This window comes from Aliiroseovarius sp. CAU 1755 (genome assembly GCF_054482655.1).
The window spans coordinates 484,803-500,061 of sequence record NZ_JBTLRH010000003.1; the positions used below are offsets into that span (position 1 = coordinate 484,803).

Annotated in this window: 18 protein-coding genes; 1 reads left to right on the forward strand and 17 read right to left on the reverse strand. The window is 60.7% G+C overall.

Annotated features, from left to right (window positions below):
* Window positions 1–138: 138 nt before the first annotated feature.
* Window positions 139–942 carry a serine O-acetyltransferase gene (gene cysE / locus ACXYMP_RS14240; RefSeq protein WP_298566522.1) on the reverse strand — a complete coding sequence of 268 codons (804 nt, stop codon included), beginning with the start codon at window positions 940–942 and terminating at the stop codon, window positions 139–141.
* A gap of 85 nt (window positions 943–1,027) precedes the next feature.
* Here cysE and ACXYMP_RS14245 point away from each other — a divergent pair, with 85 nt between their 5' ends.
* Complete coding sequence (locus ACXYMP_RS14245; RefSeq protein WP_458907112.1) at window positions 1,028–1,366, forward strand: TraR/DksA family transcriptional regulator; 339 nt, start codon at window positions 1,028–1,030, stop codon at window positions 1,364–1,366.
* Here ACXYMP_RS14245 and ACXYMP_RS14250 read toward each other — a convergent pair.
* From ACXYMP_RS14250 to ACXYMP_RS14325, 16 genes are all read right to left on the reverse strand, one after another.
* Window positions 1,347–1,658 (reverse strand): DUF7742 family protein, encoded by a 312-nt coding sequence (locus ACXYMP_RS14250; protein ID WP_298566520.1) that lies wholly within the window; start codon window positions 1,656–1,658, stop codon window positions 1,347–1,349. The two genes, ACXYMP_RS14245 and ACXYMP_RS14250, sit on opposite strands and share 20 nt — an antisense overlap.
* 2 nt (window positions 1,659–1,660) lie before the next feature.
* Entirely contained in the window at window positions 1,661–5,578 is a 3,918-nt protein-coding gene (locus ACXYMP_RS14255) for a baseplate multidomain protein megatron (RefSeq protein ID WP_458907114.1), read from the reverse strand.
* The gene (locus ACXYMP_RS14260) at window positions 5,578–6,024 is read right to left on the reverse strand and encodes an NlpC/P60 family protein (RefSeq protein ID WP_298566516.1); all 447 of its coding nucleotides are present in this window, start codon (window positions 6,022–6,024) and stop codon (window positions 5,578–5,580) included. The genes ACXYMP_RS14255 and ACXYMP_RS14260 overlap by 1 nt, the downstream gene beginning before the upstream one ends.
* A 1-nt stretch (window position 6,025) precedes the next feature.
* Window positions 6,026–6,985, reverse strand: a complete 960-nt coding sequence (locus tag ACXYMP_RS14265; RefSeq protein ID WP_298566514.1) for a DUF2163 domain-containing protein — start codon at window positions 6,983–6,985, stop codon at window positions 6,026–6,028.
* The gene (locus ACXYMP_RS14270) at window positions 6,985–7,617 is read right to left on the reverse strand and encodes a DUF2460 domain-containing protein (protein WP_298566512.1); all 633 of its coding nucleotides are present in this window, start codon (window positions 7,615–7,617) and stop codon (window positions 6,985–6,987) included. Before ACXYMP_RS14270 ends, ACXYMP_RS14265 begins: the two co-directional genes overlap by 1 nt.
* Before the next feature lie 34 nt (window positions 7,618–7,651).
* Complete coding sequence (locus ACXYMP_RS14275; RefSeq protein ID WP_298566511.1) at window positions 7,652–8,317, reverse strand: phage tail tape measure protein; 666 nt, start codon at window positions 8,315–8,317, stop codon at window positions 7,652–7,654.
* Entirely contained in the window at window positions 8,317–8,535 is a 219-nt protein-coding gene (locus ACXYMP_RS14280) for a phage tail assembly chaperone (RefSeq protein WP_458907118.1), read from the reverse strand. Before ACXYMP_RS14280 ends, ACXYMP_RS14275 begins: the two co-directional genes overlap by 1 nt.
* Window positions 8,532–8,876 (reverse strand): gene transfer agent family protein, encoded by a 345-nt coding sequence (locus tag ACXYMP_RS14285; protein WP_298566508.1) that lies wholly within the window; start codon window positions 8,874–8,876, stop codon window positions 8,532–8,534. Before ACXYMP_RS14285 ends, ACXYMP_RS14280 begins: the two co-directional genes overlap by 4 nt.
* A gap of 2 nt (window positions 8,877–8,878) precedes the next feature.
* Entirely contained in the window at window positions 8,879–9,292 is a 414-nt protein-coding gene (locus tag ACXYMP_RS14290; protein ID WP_298566506.1) for a phage major tail protein, TP901-1 family, read from the reverse strand.
* Window positions 9,293–9,320: 28 nt separating this feature from the next.
* A complete protein-coding gene (locus ACXYMP_RS14295; RefSeq protein ID WP_298566504.1) occupies window positions 9,321–9,731 on the reverse strand; it encodes a DUF3168 domain-containing protein in 411 nt (136 codons plus the stop codon).
* Window positions 9,728–10,066: a head-tail adaptor protein gene (locus tag ACXYMP_RS14300; RefSeq protein ID WP_298566503.1), complete on the reverse strand. Its 339-nt coding sequence runs from the start codon at window positions 10,064–10,066 to the stop codon at window positions 9,728–9,730. The genes ACXYMP_RS14295 and ACXYMP_RS14300 overlap by 4 nt, the downstream gene beginning before the upstream one ends.
* The gene (locus ACXYMP_RS14305) at window positions 10,063–10,674 is read right to left on the reverse strand and encodes a head-tail connector protein (protein ID WP_298566501.1); all 612 of its coding nucleotides are present in this window, start codon (window positions 10,672–10,674) and stop codon (window positions 10,063–10,065) included. Before ACXYMP_RS14305 ends, ACXYMP_RS14300 begins: the two co-directional genes overlap by 4 nt.
* A 169-nt stretch (window positions 10,675–10,843) precedes the next feature.
* A complete protein-coding gene (locus tag ACXYMP_RS14310; protein WP_458907121.1) occupies window positions 10,844–12,073 on the reverse strand; it encodes a phage major capsid protein in 1,230 nt (409 codons plus the stop codon).
* Between the two features lie 34 nt (window positions 12,074–12,107).
* Window positions 12,108–12,677, reverse strand: a complete 570-nt coding sequence (locus tag ACXYMP_RS14315; protein WP_248363430.1) for an HK97 family phage prohead protease — start codon at window positions 12,675–12,677, stop codon at window positions 12,108–12,110.
* 16 nt (window positions 12,678–12,693) lie between these two features.
* Window positions 12,694–13,887: a phage portal protein gene (locus ACXYMP_RS14320; protein ID WP_248363432.1), complete on the reverse strand. Its 1,194-nt coding sequence runs from the start codon at window positions 13,885–13,887 to the stop codon at window positions 12,694–12,696.
* A gap of 196 nt (window positions 13,888–14,083) precedes the next feature.
* Window positions 14,084–15,259, reverse strand: a 1,176-nt coding sequence (locus tag ACXYMP_RS14325) for a DNA-packaging protein (protein WP_458907124.1), incomplete at its 5' end; no start/stop codon positions are given.

The window sequence follows — 15,259 nt, forward strand, 5'->3', positions numbered from 1 at the left end:
GAAAAGCCAACAACCGTCGCAAGCCAAATCTGTTTCATCTCGGATCTCCAATATTGGTTCCACGGCTCCGTATAGATGAAGTCGCCGAATTAAAACATTGATCTGAAGCAAGTTTGCGGTTTTCCGCCGACCCGAGAATTATTGTAGAAGCGTCTGGTCCATTTCAAGCGATGGACAATCGCACCCCGCTTCGCCAACAATGCGCGCAGGCACTCCCGCGACGGTCTTGTTGCACGGCACATCCTCCAACACGACAGACCCCGCGGCAATTCGTGAACAGGTGCCAATCTTGATATTTCCCAGCACCTTGGCGCCTGCACCGATCAGCACACCATCACCAATCTTGGGGTGGCGGTCTTCGTCTTCTTTGCCGGTCCCGCCAAGCGTCACGGAATGCAGCATCGACACGTTGTCGCCGACCACCGCCGTTTCGCCGATCACGATCGAATGGGCATGGTCAATCATGATGCCCTTGCCAATACGCGCACCGGGGTGGATGTCGATTCCATAGACCTCGGAGCAGCGCATCTGGATGAAATAGGACAGATCCTTTCGCCCTTTCTTCCACAAGTAATGGCCAAGCCGGTAGGCCTGCATCGCTTGGAAACCTTTGAAGAACAGGATCGGTTGCAACATGCGATGACAGGCCGGGTCACGTTCCAACACGGCCCGGATATCCGCACGCGCTGCATCAGCCAGCGCGGTGTTTTCAGCATAGGCTTCGTCCGCGATTTCGCGCAGCAACACCATGCTCATCTCGTTCGAGCTCAGCTTGGCTGCAAAACGATAAGACAGCGCCTTTTCCAGTGACCGGTGATGCAGCACACAGGCATGGATCAGACCGCCCAAAAGCGGTTCATCTGCCACGGCTTTGTGGGCTTCGTGTGAAATCCGATCCCAGACCGGGTCTATCTCGGTCACGATCGCGCGCGTTTCGGCCATACCTGTTCCTTTCGTTGAACGCTCTGCATACACCAGATAGGGTCGAAGTTCAAAATGCAAAGCCGTGATCGCCGAGATATCCAAAATGAATGACCCAACCAAAGAAGTCTTCCGTCTCAGGCTGTTGAAGGCTTTGGAAAAACTGGGCAAAGAGGACGCGCTTGGCGCGGAGGGTCAGCAGATCGTTCAATTGGATCAACAGGCTGTTGGCCGGCTCAGCCGGATGGACGCCCTGCAGAACCAAGCGATGGCCAAAGCAACGGCCGCGCACCGCGCGACCCAGCGCCGGCGCCTTCACGCAGCCCTTGCGCGTCTAGAAGATGGCGAGTTCGGCTATTGCGACGATTGCGGTGACCCGATCCCGGCAGCCAGGCTTGACCTTGATCCCTGTGCCTGCAAATGCGTCAGTTGCGCGACCGGCTAAGCCGCGTTTTCCGATCGTGACGGGCCTTCAGTGCGGCAAAAACCGTTAGCATGCAGTCGACATAGTCGGGGTCGCTTTGCATTGGCTCGGCCCGGCGCGCCAGCGACATTGCCACGGCAGCAAGGCTCCCGTTGCCCCAGTTTGGGTGAGCATAACCCAGCGTCTTGCGATACCTGTCTGCCGCCTCGGCGCGATGCAGCATTTCAAGCATCGCGCCGGGTCGTTTTGCGACAGGCATCGCCAGCAGGGCACAGGCGGCCGCGGCAATGTCTCCGGGCAAGAGCGGCCGCACGGCTATAGCGCCACTGCCAGACGGGTGTATGGGCCCGGTCCGAACCGGTCAGACACCTGCGCCACCTCGATGGCATAGGACGCGCCAACAAGGTCTGCACTGCGCAACGAGGCGCCGTAGGTCCAGTGTGGACTTGCAACATCAAGTTGCCGTTTGATGGTCGGCCCATCCAGCACTCGCAACCGATAGGTTTCAGAGGTCTCTCCCAATGGCACATCACCGTCTTGCCAGCTGTCGCCATCCAACCGGGTGCGGCGGATCCAACTGATCGTGTGATCTCCGGCCACATCACGCACGGACAGGTGCACAGGCGCATAGGGCCTGAGGCCAATGCCTGCAAAAGCATGCACCTTGTGCAGGAAAGAAGGGTCTGACAACGGCCTGCGGGCCGGGCCGATCCGATAGTGGCGGTTCAACCCACGCGCGGATGAGGCAAGCTTGACCTGATCTTGATGCCCGCCCAGCAGCACAAAGATACTGCCGGCAGGCCACACTGATGGCGCAACCCCGTCGGTGCCTGCCTGTCCTCGAAGCCGAAGGGTCAGATCGTATGTGCGCTCATCGACCAAATCTGCGCCAGCGAACTGGAACACCTCCCAATTGTCGGGGCTTCCGTCACCAATCACGGCCACGTTCGCACCGTTCAGCATATCTTCGATCGAGGTGGCAAACAGCGTGCCATCGGTCAGCTTGACGCGCAACGCAGGGCCACGATCAATCAACCCTGAGGAGGCCTGCGTCATGTCGTTCAGCGTCACGCCAATAACCGACCTTTCCGTGATCGTGCGATTGATCGCATACCCGTTGTCCGTGACCGAGCTGTAAAGTGCCACCCGTCCCGGCCACGGGCGCGCCGTCACCGCAATGCGCGGCTGGTGCGGCACCTCGTCCCCGGTCAGAAGCGGCAGATCCATAAACACCGGAAACACCGGAGCCGGAGGGATGTAGGGCTTGACCGCAGGCGCGGGTTCGACGCTATCAGAGGGCTGGAACAGCCCAGGTTCGACCCGCACGGCCCGGATGGACCGCACCCCCGCATCTTCGACATGATCCAGCCGAAACTGTTCCGTGCCCGCATCGGTCGTGATTTCGATGACATCCCCTGCCCCCTTGGCCAATTCTGACGGCGGCAGAGCGAAACTGGCGCGGTCCCGTGCAACACGAGCTTCTGACAACCAGCGTTCGGCGATGGATCTTGCTTCGACCCGTGTCAGGATCAGGGGAAACTCGGATACCGTCACCGCGCGATTGGCGGCGTCCGGAAACACTGCCTCGACCGAACGTATGTCATAGTCGCCTTCGCTTTCCACATAGTTCAGGCGCACGCGCCCTGCCAGTTCAGCCTCGGGATCGCGCACACGTTCAAGCGTGGTCTCACGATCCGGCGACAAGGCCATCTTGTCGGGGTCAATCACGAAATCAGACCGCCCGGTGCGGGACTTGAAAACCAACGTGCCTTCGCGTTCAGACGCCTCGAACCCGTAGGCCAGCATCAAGGGTTGAAGGGCTGCGCGGCCGCCACCTATCTGGTCCACCACATAGCCACGCACCAACCCGTAAAGACGACTTACATCGTAATTGCTGACACCAGAGCGATCACAGATCTCGGACACCACAGAGGCAAGCGACCGAGCCGACACCCGACCGTTCAACCAATGCCCACGACGATAGTTGGCACCATCGCTCCACAATCCCTTGCGGTTCGGGAATTGAGGGAAAGGACGCGTATCCCATGCCCAAACATGCGCGCGACCCATGTCGAGCATTTTCACTCCGCTTGCGTCATGCGTCGGGTTGTTTCCTGCATCGCCCCAATAATCGTACATCGCGCGCAGATATTGCGCTTGCATCAAGTCATCACGCCGCCCGTTCGAATACCGAGGCAGAGAACTTTCCGAGCTTTTGGGGTCAAGAAACTTGTTGGGCTGGTTGGTGCCCTTGTCGATCGCAGCACACCCCAGTTCAGTAAACCAGAACGGCTTGGAGCCTGGAAGCCAGTCGGTGGGCACAACGGCGCGCACCCCGCCCACACGGTTGTGGTGCGCCTGGAGCCACCAGTTGCGCAAATCTTTGTAGCGAAACACCCAAGGCTCGCCATGGGCGCCATCGGTGATCGGCGTGCGGATCTGCAGATCACGGGCTTGCGGCGTCTTGTAATACCAGTCGTAGCCTTCACCGCCCTCGATATTCGATTGCAGATAGGCAAGGTCATAGATCGCGCCGTGGTGGGCGTCCGCATGATTGAACCCGTCGCGCCAATCAGACAGCGGCATGTAATTGTCGATGCCGATGAAATCGATCTGCGGGTCTGCCCAGAGCGGATCGAGGTGGAAGAACACGTCGCCCGATCCATCCTGTGGGTGGTAGCCGAAATACTCGGACCAATCCGCCGCATAGGAGATCTTGGTCCCAGACCCAAGGATCGACCGCACATCTGCCGCCAGCGTGACAAGCTGGTCCACAACCGGAAAGCTGTTGTTTGGCCCACGGATCTGCGTCAGGCCGCGCAGTTCTGATCCAATCAGAAACGCATCCACGCCGCCTGCCGCGGCACACAGATGGGCGTAGTGCAGGATGAACCGACGATACGAAAACTCGGCCGGGCCGATGTAGTCAACACCATCAGCCGTGACCGCAAAGTCATTTGGCGCAGCATCTCCAAAGAAATACGCAACCTGCTGGATCGCCGCAGCGGATCCGTCTGGCGAATTTGCGTGATGTGGTGCAAGCGATGTCGTGATCCGACCACGCCACGGCAATTCAGCTTGCCCGGCGCCACCTGACCATGGATCAGGCAAGGTATTCCCTTTCATCTGCTCCATCAGGATGAACGGATAGAACGTCGCCTTGCGACCATTCCTCGAGGCATGCGTAATCGCCTCTTTCACCGCTTGGTCAGAGGGCGTTCCGCCATAGATCGGGCGGTCATCGCTGTCCTTCGGCACCACCCCGGCCTGTGACCGGCCAAGCCCGGTCACGGTCCATGGCATGGACTTGCCATCCAACGCTTTTTGCTCGACCCGCGGGCGGATCTGACAGGCGCCACACCGCAGATCATCGCCAAACCACGACACAACGAGGGCCGTGTTCTTACAGTTGGGCATCTCTTGTCGCATCATCCGGTAGGACGTCTTGAAATCCGTCAGACCTGAGGGGCTGTTCATATTTGACCCCTCAGTCACACCCGGACCGTCACCATAATGCACCGGCGAGGTCGCCAAGGCATATTCACCTGTCCCCGGGATCAGGGCCACAGCGCGCGTGCCGCGCGCGACCTCATTGGGTTGATAGCGCTGTTCGGGGCGGAACACTTCGAAGCTGAACTGAGGCACGCGGTTGCCAAACTGGCCAAGCGGCAAGTCCTCGATCACCACGTAAGCGATGCCGCGATACGCAGGCGCTTTGCCTGTCCCCTTGACGGCTTCGATCTTCGGGTCTGGCCCCTGCGTCTCGGTTCCCCGGTAAACGCGCAAGGTCAGGTCTTCTGCTGCGACTTCGTTTCCATCCGCCCAAATGCGGCCCAGCCGCGTGATTTCGCCCTCGCACAGTGCAATCGCGAGGCTGATGGAATAGCTATAGGTCGTGACTTCCGGCTCGGGCGGCGACATGCCTTTCCCGCCGCCACCCGTGGTCGCGGTGGTTTCCTTGAAGCGCGTGGACCAAATCACCTGTCCGCCCAGCCGGGCCCGCCCATAGACCATCGGGACGGTTGCCCCTTCTGAGGCACCGGTCAGTCGCAAACGATCGACCCTTCCGGTCTCGACCGGCTCTGACCCGGCACCGAGAATGCGGTTGTCAATCGCTTGACCAAGGGTCGCGCCGATTGCCTTGCCAATGACCACCGATGACAGGCCCAACACCCCGCCACCAATAGAGGCACCGGCCGCCGCGCCAACTGCAGAAAGTACGATCGTCGCCATCAGCTTGTCCTTTCAGGAAATGCGAAACATGCCACGACCCGGCGCGCCCAAGGGGTGGAAAGCGTGCTTTCAACGACCCCATGACCGCTATAGGCATGGATGAAGGAAGAAGAGGGATCCACTTGCGTCAGGATCCCAAGGTGTTTGGCAACAGCCCCACCGCGCATCCGAAAAAGGACAACATCGCCGGGATTTGCCTGTGACATGGGCTTTTCGATCAAGTGCGCACGCGCGTTGTCCCACAAGCTCTCCAGACCAGACGCTTCAGACCAGTCCTGCGTATAGGGTGGCACCTTTATTGGCTCTTCACCCAAGACGGCGCGCCAGACACCACGCACCAGTCCAAGGCAATCACTGCCTGCCCCCTTGCACGAGGCTTGATGCACATAGGGCGTGCCAAGCCACGCGCGCGCCTCGGCCACGATTGCAACTGCCAGATCGCTCATGTCACAACCCGCCCAAGGGGTTGAACGGGTTTTCATCGTCGCCGTTCAGCAGCGCATCCAAAACATCTGACGCTTCACGTTCGTCGCCACCGTCATTCTGTCTATGTCCAACCGGGTAAGACATCAGCCAGTCTTCGCCTGGAACATCAGGAAACCCGCGGAAATTCAGAAAGTTGTTGAACTTGACGCGACACGTTCGCGGAAGCCTGTCGCACCCCGCTTCAAGTCGCACCATGTCACCGGGCTCCATTTTGGCACGCAGCGCTTCCCAAAGCTCGATCGTGCGCAGGCCGTCTGTGCCTTTTCGGTCATTCTTGATGAGCCCGGTCAGATCCTTCGCCTCGCCACTCAACACGATGAAACGGCCACGTTCAAACCAGCGGTTCGGATAGAGTTCCAAACCCGCGCATTGGAACGTGGTTTCAGCGACGTTTTCGCCCACTGCCAGTTCCACGGAATAGCCTGTCTGGGACAGGTTGAAGCGACACATCCCATCGCCAAGAACGGCGGCACAAGGCAATTGATAAGCCCGCCCTTGGGGCTGGTTCAGCGCTTCGGTCAGGCCGTTCAGCTCGGCACGGAAACCACCTGCTTCACGAGCCAGTTCACCCACTGTGCCGCGAAACCTAAGGTGGCGCTGGTTGGTCTCGGACCAATTCACAAGCCAGGCTTCGACCTCGGCCCCATCATAGCGCCCGGCGCGAATATCCTTTTCGGAAATCGATGCGTCATTGAGCACCCCCAACGCCTCGGTATTGTCGGTGGACAGGCCGGTGGTCTGGCTGAGCGCGCGTGCGGTCATACCTGTGTCAGCCCGAAAGACAACGCCATCGAAGTCGATGTCCTGATCATGGTCGGTAAACCCAAGCACAATCCCATCGCGGCGTGTCACTTTCCAGCAGCGCGCGACTGTGGTCACGCCTTCGCCCAGGTGAGCCTCGAATTCAGGGGAAATCGACATCAGACCCGCACCTCCACCACCGGCACATTGGGCGCATCGCCTGCCTGAAAAGAGGCAACTGACGTGTGCACGCGATCCGTATCGAACCGAACCGGCACGTCGAACTCGTAGCCAGCCGTTACCTCTGCCCCAGTTTCAGGGGCTGTCACGAACGTGACAAGGCCTGTGTCATGATCGACTGTAAAGTCGGTGCCTTCAGTCAGGGGATCCCCCTTCAGACCGACCATTACCGTTCCAGCCACGGGCTTGCGAATAGGCCGGGCATAACTGTTGGCCCCCGAGCGATAGGTTTTGGTCAGCTGAAACTCAGTCGTATTCCCATCACCCCAGGCGATGATCTGGTCGGTATAGGCTGGCGGTTGCGAGGGCAGCCCGCTTTTGTAATCCGACCAGTCCTTCCAGCGAAACCCATGCAACTGCCCGCGCCGCGCCTCGAAGAATGAGATCAGCGTCTCGACATCGTCCAGGCTGCGCATGCCAATCCCGGCATCATAGCGGCGTCGCGAATGCTCCCACGGCGAGTTGCGTTCTTCGAACCCGTTGGCAAGCGTCACCACTTCGGTGCGCCGTTCGGGTCCACCCACGGACCCAAAGCTCAGATTGGCCGGAAACCGGACTTCGTGAAATGACATGGGTGAACCCTCCTTGGCTCGTCAGATTGGATGCTTAGCGATGACGCTGCCCACGCGAGAGCGCGCGCGACATCTGGGCTGCGATCTGGCTATGAGATCGCCGGAACCCTTCGACATCCGGGGTCGAGATATTCATGGTTATGTTGACGGGCCGCCCGGCACCGCCCCCCGCCTGCACACCAAGCCGACCATCAGCCCCGCGCGACAGTGGCATGATCGCCTCTGGCCCCGCTTCGCCCATCAGCCCGGTCGCTCCGCGCATGGGGAAAGTTGTCGGGCTGGACACCACGCCGCCTTTGGCAAATGGCAGCACCCGGCCTTGTGCAAACGCACCGCCGTTCTCGAATGGCAAAACCGCATTGGTCATCGCGCCAACCGCCTGTCCCAAAAGGCCGCCGAAATGGTCGGTGACGGGCCGGATTGCCGCGCCATAGGCCGCGTCGCTCATTGACTTCGCGACCACACTCAGCGCATCCGACAGCTTCATGCCATCAAACACCAACCCGTCGAACGCCTTGCGTAACCCCGACGAAATGCCTGATGACAACGTGTTCACATCACTGCTCAAGTCCGAGATGGTCGAATGCATCCCCTTGAGTTCGAAAACAAACCCAGCCGTCATCGCCTGTGCACCGCCAAGGGCGGTCTCCAAGGCGTCGACCTGTTCGTCAAAGCTGTCGATACTGTCCAGTCCAGCCATCACGTTTCTCCTGTTTGCACGTCACGCCCTTCGTCGGGAAAAGCCTGTGCGAGTTCTTCCAATCGCGTGCGTAAACAAGCGGTTGGTTTGCCATCTAACCCGGCCATCACAGCCAGCTCGATCGGGGTCAGCGCCCAAAACTCAGTTGGACGAAGCCCCAGCTTTCCAAGGCCAAGCCGCATCAGACCGGGCCAATCGATCGCGACGGGGGTGCTCACCCCGTGGTCTCATCTGTTGTTCCATCGCCACCAGACAGCGCGAATGCACGGGTCAGAAGCTGACCCGCCGCTTGCGCTGCGGCCACGGGGCCACCCTGGATTTCGGCGGATAGCAGATCGCTGGCGCGCCCCTGCCATCCACCACCGCGCAACCCGGCCACAATCAAAGCCAGCACATCACGGCTGGAAAACGCACCGCGTTCGAACCGTTCGACAAGACTTAGGATCGTGTCCTCGCCCAGTTGATCCTCAAGTTCTGCCAATGCGCCCAAGGTCAGCTTCATCACACGGGGTGTGCCGTCGATTACAAGGCGCACCTCGCCGGTCCAAGGGTTTGCCATGATCAAAGTGCCGTAAAGCTGAGTTCACCTGCCGAGGCCATCGACAGCTCATACGTCGCCTCGCCATTATGCGATCCCGCATACTCGATCGAGGTGATCATGAACGGGCCTTCGACCACACCAAAATCAGGCACGATCACCTGAAAATTTGGCACTTCATTGTCGAAGAAGATCTGTCGCGCCCGCTCGTCGGTTGTGGCGTCCTTGAACACCCCCGACCCCGAGATTGAGGCCGACTTCACGCCGGCGCCACCCAGAAGCTCGCGCCATCCGCCGGTGCTTTCCAAGCTGGTGACATCTACGCTTTCCGCGTTGAAGTTCAGGCGCGTGGCCCGAAGGCCCGCAATGGTTTCGAACACGCCTGTGTCGGTCATGTCGAGCTTGATCAAAAGGTCCTTGCCGTTTTGGGCAGCCATGGGAACTCTCCGTGTTGTGAAAAAGGAATTAGCTGTCTTGCACGCGGGCGCGGAAGAACAAGTCGATCCGGCGCACATCTGCCGCTTCGACCCGTCGCGCGCGGGCGCGGTGAAAGTTCAAGTAGACAAGGTGACCACGCGCCAGAACCAAGGTCGCATCGACCAAGGCGTCGCTTACCGCCGCGGCTACCTCTTTGGCGCTTTGAAACCCTGCAGCATCTGTGACCACGCTGACCGTGATTTCGTGCATGGCACCATGCCCGGTCATGTCAGACCGTTCGCGCACGTCCTCAGGACCAAGGCTCACATAGGTGCCGGTGATGATCCCCGCTGGCACGGCATCGTAGATCGCGCCACTGACCAGTGTGGAAAGAGCGCTGTCTGCGGTCAGACGTTGATAGACCGCCTGTTGCAGAGCAGCTGATACGCCATAGCTCATGCCGAGATCTCCTCTTGTGCGAAACACGTCAGGTAATGCGCGCCGGCATCCGCTTCGGTTACGGCAAGAATTCTGAAAACCCGCGCACCGGCGCGAAACCTCTGATCGGGTTTCGGGCGCGACGGCGCACCATCTGGTGCGGCGCGCACGGTGATGCGAAACCGGATCGACGACACCGTGGCGAACCCCGCCGCGCGTTCGCGACCTGTGCCCGGTTTGATCTCTGCCCAATGGTCCCCCAAGGGTTGCCAAACCTGGCTGAACCCACCTGCCCCATCGGGCAATCTAACAGGGTCTTCCAACGTCAGTCTGCGGTTCAGGATCGGAGCTTTCATCGCGCACCCCCACCACCAAACAGACGCACAATGCGGTATTTCTGGATCAACGCGTTGACCGCCGAAGGCAAATTGGCCTGCCCTACAGCAGCTGAAGCACTGTCCGAACGCTGTTCGTAGTAAGTCGCGGCCAGCATCATGACCGCTTGTGCAAGGTCAGCCGGGATATCGGTCCAAGCGGGGCCAAACCCTGCCTCGAACTCGATCACAACCTGTCCACCGACCGGAATGGCAGGCAGGCAGATACCGGTGGAAACCAATCGCGGGCGGTGCATGTCAGCTTCCAACGCATAGCGGCTGGTCGCGATCACCTCGGTTCCGCCCAGACGATCCTTGATCGACAGGCTGGCGATCTGAGAGACCGGGGCGACAGGCAGCGCCTGCGTGGCCAGGTCGCGCCACGCGGTCAGCGACCACGTGAAGCTGCGGGTAAGAAGGATCTTGCCAGTGCGCGCTTCAATGGCCGCCATGGCAGCCCTCAGGAAGCTTTCAAGCACCTGATCCTGCACGCCGTCATCGGCAAACCCGGTGCCAAGCCGCAGGTGGTCCTTGAATTGGGCAACCGGAAGGACCGCGCCCGGCACAGTGGTCTGCTCGACTAACATCATGGATCATCTCCGAAATTCGGGCCCCTCACGTCACGAGGATTAGGGTGGGCGCGCACCTTCCGCATTGCTCGGACGGAGGGGGAGCAGCTAGACAACACGGGGTGAGGTCGGCGCGCGCCCGGTCCCGCACCCGCCAAAAAGGCGCAGAGCGGGTCTCGGGTTCAGGCTCTTACGAGACCGAGAACTTCAGAAGCTTGATCGCAGCAAAATCGCTGATATCACCGCCAACGCGCTTGGTCGCATAGAACAGCACATGCGGCTTGGCCGAGAACGGGTCACGCAGGATACGCGTGTCAGGACGTTCCGCGATGGTGTAACCCGAGCCGAAGTCGCCAAAGGCAATTGGCGTGGCGTCGGTGCCGATATCCGGCATATCCTCGGCGATCAGCACCGGATAACCCAACAGACGCGCCGGTTCACCGGCAGCCAGACCGTCCGACCACAGGAAACGGCCATCCATGTCCTTCATCTTGCGCACCGAACCCGCAGTTTTCGAGTTCATCACGAAGCTCGCGCCCGCGCGGTATTCAGCGTCCAGCGCATAGACCAGATCAATGATCGCATCAGCCGGGTTCGAAGCGTCGAAGTCGCCCGAAGTGCCGGTCGCGATGTAACCCAGATTGCCCCAGGTCCAGCTGTCGTTGTCCACCGTGGTGTGGGTCAGGATACCGGTCGGTTTGTCGATACCGTCGCCCGAGATGAACGACGCAGCTTCTGCACGGGCAAACTTGTCCGCAATGCGCGCTGCCAACCATGTCTCGATTTCGAACGCGCTGTCGTCCAGCAGGCGCTGCGATGCTTTGGGAAGCGCCGACAGCTCGTGCAGGGGAATGGTGATGCGCTCAATCGACGGGGTGCCGGTCTCGACGGTCGATCCGGTTTCCGTGGCCCAACCCGAGCCCACATCCGAATGATCAACCAGCACGTCATATGATGTGGCCTCGACGTTGACCACGTTGGAGACAGCGCGCAGCGATGCGGTCGATTTCAGCACGCTTTGGATGGTCGCAGCCGTCTGCGGGTCGACCAGGTAGCCCCCATCGCCAGCAACGGCGGTCGACATGGCTTTGCCTTCCAGTTCCAGACCACGCAACGCGTCATCGTCGCCAGAGCGCAGATAGGCCTCGAACGCTTTTTGATGCGGTGCTTCCAGATCGGCAGCAGCGGCAAGATGCGGACGAGCCGCGGTGATTTGAGATTTGCGATCCAGCATGGTCAGTCGCTCTTCCTGTTGTTGAAGTTTGGTTGAAATATCGTCGTGAAACGTGTTGATATCACTCATGAAACCAGCCAGCGCGGTCTTAACCTCGGCAGCCGGGGTCAAGCCCGCAACCGGGCCAGAATCCGGGCCTGTGGGCGCGGCCGACTGGCCCTGAGCTTTCGTCTCGTTCTTGCTCATCTATGGGTCCTTCTCAGGGGGTCAGATCGCTGGCTCAGGATTTTCGGGCCAGCATGTGGCGGGCTTCGGTGATCGAAGCCGCCAGTTCACGCAAAGTGGCATCAGCAGCGGGCGTATCGCCCTTTGCCCCCACTCGCGCCGTCGGAAGCATCGGGAAGGTGACAAGCGACACCTCCCAAAGCTCCAACTCGGTCAAAAGCCGTTGGCCCTTGTCGTTCTTGGTCGCCCGCTTGGTGCGATAACCGATCGACAGACCGTCAATCGCGCCGGCTTCAATCAGTGCGGCGGCTTCGCGCCCCTTGGCGACATCCGTCAGAATGCGCCCTTTGACGTAAAGCCCGCGCGCGTCCTCGCGCACTTCGTCCCACACGCCAATCGGCTGTGCCGGGTCGTGTTGCCACAGCATCTTCACGCCACGATCCGCCCCTTTCAGCGCGCGCAGGGATTTGCCGTAGGCACCGGGGGCCACGATGTCGCCTCCCGTGTCACATTGGTCAAAGAAGCTGGCATAGCCTTCGATCAGAATGCCCTCGTCCACTTCGGACGTGTCGCCCAGCTTGACGAATTTATGCTCAAGCCCCAGATCGGGCTGAAATTCACTCATGGCTTTTCCTCAATTGTTAAACGTCGTCAGAGGCGACAGGCGGCAGACCCAGAAGGCTGCGTTTTTCGGCATCGGACAGGAAACTGGCCTCGGCCACGCGGCGCCATTGCTGGTCACGCTCAGCGGACAGTGCGGGTACTTGGTCAAGGTCGGGCTTCAGCACCACGCTTTCACCGGTGAACCCCGCCAGCCAATGGCCGACACTGGCCGCCACGCGCGACACCAAGGGCACCACGGTCAGGCGATAAAACGCCCGGCTGGCTTCCTGATAGTTCGCATAGGTCGCATCACCTGGAATGCCGATCAGCATCGGCGGTACCCCAAAGGCCTGCGCAATCTCGCGCGCGGCGGCTTCCTTGGTTTTCTGGAATTCCATATCCGAGGGGCTGAACCCCATCGGCTTCCAATCCAGACCGCCTTCCAACAACATAGGACGACCGGCATTGCGCGCACCCACGTGGTGGCTTTCCATCTCGGACAGCAGCCGGTCATACTGGTCTGCGCTCAACTGCGCCTGCCCGTCCGCGCCCTTGTAGACGATAGCGCCCGACGGCCTTGCGGCATTGTCCAGCAGTGCTTTCGACCACCGGCTCGCCGCATTGTGCACATCAATCGCCGTGGCGGCGGCTTGCAAAGGGGACAGCCCGTAATGATCATCCTGCGGGTGGAAGGCTTTGACGTGGCAGATCGGCGATGACCCCTCTCCCACATGAAAGCGGTGTTTGCGCGCGCCAACCGTGTAGTCATATGCCACCGGCCAGCCATCCGCCCCCGGCACCAGGTTCATCCGGTCCGAACGCAGCACATGAAGTTCTGACACCGACCCGTCTTCGCTGGCCACCGCTTCGAAATAACCGTTCCCGGTCAACAGCAACTGCCCGAAGAAGGCTTCAAACAGTTCAGCACGGCCCTGTGCCGCATTCGGGCGGGCCAACAGGTCTAGAAGCGGATGAACCTCGAACCGCTGCGCATCGTCCTGAAGCACTAAGGGCAGCGCGGCGGCGGCCTCTGCGATCAGCTTGACCGACCGAAACCCGACCGGATTGGCCGCAAAGCCAGTCTTGGTCAGGCTGACCACATCGCGCGGGCTCCAGGCCACACGACCCGCACCGCCATAGGCGATGACCGGCCCGGTCGCGGACGCTTTGGTTTCGGTCGGCTGCGTGGCCATATGCGCTGCATCGCCACGCTTGAGAAAGTCGAATACCATCGGCTGGTGCTCCTCGCGTTCTGTCCAAGTCGGGGATGACCCCCGGCAAACCTCTCCCGCCCGGCGAAACGCGTGTCGCGCTACCGGTCGGTGAAAAGTCTGTCTCGTTGATGTCAGGCGGGACCCGTGGGCTGGTTGGGCTCAGGACCCCGCCTTTCGATGTTTTGCACTCTGCCACCCGAGGTTAAAAAACTCTTTAACCCAGCGTGCGCACCTGCGGCCTGCGCCATTTGGCAACGGGCTCAATGATCAATTCATGCAGCGCCCAGACCAACGCATCAACACGGTCCGGGCTACCCTTGCCCTCGAAGCCCTGAATGGTCATGCGGCACATCTGGTCTTCCAGCGCAGGCATCCCGCCCACATGGGCCACCCGCCCCTGTTCATAAAGCGCAGCGACAGGCTCGGCCCGCGCCGACTTGCCCCGCGTGGCGCGCACGGCGCGAAACGAAACGGTCGGGTCAATCTGTCGGATCACCGATTCCACCAGATCACCGCCTTGATTGACCTCGGCCACTAAACGGTCCGCCTTGTGGCGGCGCATGGCTTCCAGTGCTGCCTCCGCCCACTGAGATGGACTGGCGGCCGATACGCTCGCATCATCCAGCACAACGGCGCGCCAATCCCCCGGCGCGCCCTGCGCCACGACGCCTGCGACGATGATCCCACATTCATCCGACCCCTTGTGTCCCGTGACCGGCGGGTCAACCGCCACCACCACGCGATCAAAGGCTGGCAGGTCACCCGTGACGCGTGCCTTATCCAGCCCGGCCATGGTCCACAACGCGCCCTCGGTGTCTTCTAACAGCACACCGTCCAACTCTTGCCGGCCCAGTCGCGTGTCCGCATATCGGCTGCGCACCTCCTCAAGGAAACTTTTCGCCAGATAGGCCCGGTTGGCTTCCGTCGGCGCTTGTGTCGTGACTGTCGAGGGGTTTTTCAGGATCGTCTTTAACACCCCAACATTGCGCGGTGTGGTGGTGACGCATTGCCGAGGATGGCTGCCAAGACGCAGCCCGAATTGGAGCATGTCCCACGTTTCTTCCGCTTTCTTCCACTTGGCGAGCTCATCGACCCATGCCGCATCAAACTGCGGACCGCGCAGGCTTTCCGGCTCATAGGCCGAAAACACCTGTGCCACCGCCCCGTTTGGCCAGACCAGCCGTCTCCGACCTGCCTGCCATTCCGGGCGGCGATCCGGCGGCGAACACGTTAGAATGCCGCTTTCGCCGAAGATCATCACCTCGCGCACTTGGTCAATGGTTTCGCCTACCAGCGCGACCCGGCGCGAACGGCCGGGATCAAGGGGGCCAGCCCCCTCAACCTCGGCGCGCACCCATTCGGACCCGGCGCGGGTTTTCCCCACGCCACA